This is a genomic window from Chitinophaga skermanii, from assembly GCF_003259335.1.
Lineage (GTDB): Bacteria > Bacteroidota > Bacteroidia > Chitinophagales > Chitinophagaceae > Chitinophaga > Chitinophaga skermanii.
On record NZ_QLLL01000022.1, the window covers coordinates 1 to 1,780 of the forward strand.

General features: G+C 41.9%; 2 protein-coding genes. Both read right to left on the bottom strand.

The window, feature by feature from the left end; all coding sequences use genetic code 11:
* A partial coding sequence (locus LX64_RS25680; RefSeq protein ID WP_245952834.1) for a recombinase family protein occupies positions 1-452 on the bottom strand: 452 nt, incomplete at its 3' end.
* 282 nt (positions 453-734) lie between these two features.
* A complete protein-coding gene (locus LX64_RS25685; RefSeq protein ID WP_111600566.1) occupies positions 735-1,679 on the bottom strand; it encodes a hypothetical protein in 945 nt (314 codons plus the stop codon).
* Positions 1,680-1,780: the final 101 nt, after the last annotated feature.

Below are 1,780 nucleotides of genomic sequence, written 5' to 3' on the forward strand. Positions count from 1 at the left end.
CCAGCTGGCCGTCCACCTTTTCTGCCTCGCGCCCTTGCTGACGCTAGGCCCGCCTTTGTCCGATCTCTGATAATCTCCCTTTCAAACTCTGCTAATGAGGCGAAAATATTAAAGATAAAACGCCCTGTAGTAGTACTCGTATCGATGTTATCCTGTAGGCTAATAAAGCCTACCTCCATTTCTTCAAACTTTGTGATATATCCTATCAAATCGCGCAATGAACGCCCTAATCTGTCCAATTTCCATACTACCACATCATCACCTTTTCTGAGCTGAGATATAAGTTTTATTACCTCCGGACGGTCCTTGCTTCTACTGGAAATCTTTTCGGTGAAAATTTTCTCACACCCCGCCGCTTTTAGGGCATCTACCTGTAAGTCTAAATTTTGATCTTCCGTGCTTACCCTCGCTAAACCAAATTTCATAGTACCTAATAAAATGATTTGTAACAAAAAACGGTCAATTTAAAGTTAATGAAATTTTGATTAGTGAAACGAGTTTTTGAAACATTTTATTAAATAAATTTTTCAAATGTACGCAGCTGGGCATATGTATCAGAAAATGTCCGTTTTGTGAAACATAATAACAGGTAACAGATCAGTTGCCCACATTCCGGGAAAAGGTGCCAACTGCCGCTAGAAAGGCCTCGCGGTAACGGATCATCAGGGCGCCGCCGCTGGGCAACGCGATTTTTTAGAATACCGCCAGAAGTGATCATCTGGCGGTACGGGGTATTATACAGTTGGTGACAACATGGCGTTAATTTTCCGCGCCAGCTCGGCAGCATCACGTATTGCATTAGGGGTTAGCTTCCGCTGATTGGCTTTATTTTTGGGAGAATAAATAAACCCTTTCTTACGTAACAATACACGTATATCATCCCCAGGATCTCCCGGAAACATAAATTGAACCCGGTCCAGTTCTCGATTTTCCACTACTTTAAACGTGGTATACTCTTGTATTGTCGCTCCTGTAGCATTGGCGACCTTATCGCGGAGATATAAAACTCTTTTCTCAAGGCGGTGTATATTCTCGTTAATGTAGGATAATTCCCACGTTGCAAAACCTAATCTATTTTGATAATTTTCTCCTAACAACTCATTAATTTCTTCGTCACAAACGCACAGCGCCTGCAAAGCTGCTACCAGCTGGGAGGGCCGTTCTTTCGCATCTTTATATTTGCGAATTTCCTTATTAGCGGCCTTCATCATTGCCTGCCGTTGTAACTTCGCCTTTAGCTTTGCTTCAGCCTTAGCAAGTTCTGTTCCTGGCGTAAGGACTACCTTTACCCCTTTCGTTATTGCTTTTAGTGCCCTGCGTCGCCAGTCTTGGAACTGCTGAAATTTTGCATCTGCCCAGCCCCTGTGTTTTTCCATACGCTTCACCGGAAAATTTGCAGGTCCGGCCACTGCAGAACTAGCGCAGTTGCTTTCTGAACGCAGCCAGGCTGTAAAATACTTTCGGTAGTTCATTATGTACCGTTCATTAACATCGGTAAGTATATCACCACTTTTCTCGCTGTTAGCAGCCTCTTTCGCAATAGTAGTAAGGTCGATGTTTAGCTGCTGTTCAAATTCGGTTATAGTTCTTTCACCTCTGCCATCCGGGTCGAAAGAAGTCCAATAAAATGCGAGCCGTGCTGTTTCAAGGAGATCAGCTAAAGAGTGTGTAGGTTCCATATTACTATTATATTTTAGATTTTATTGTTATTATCCTTATCATTACAATACAAATATACTATTTTACTAGTAAACTAACAAATTATTTTATTAGTAAAATA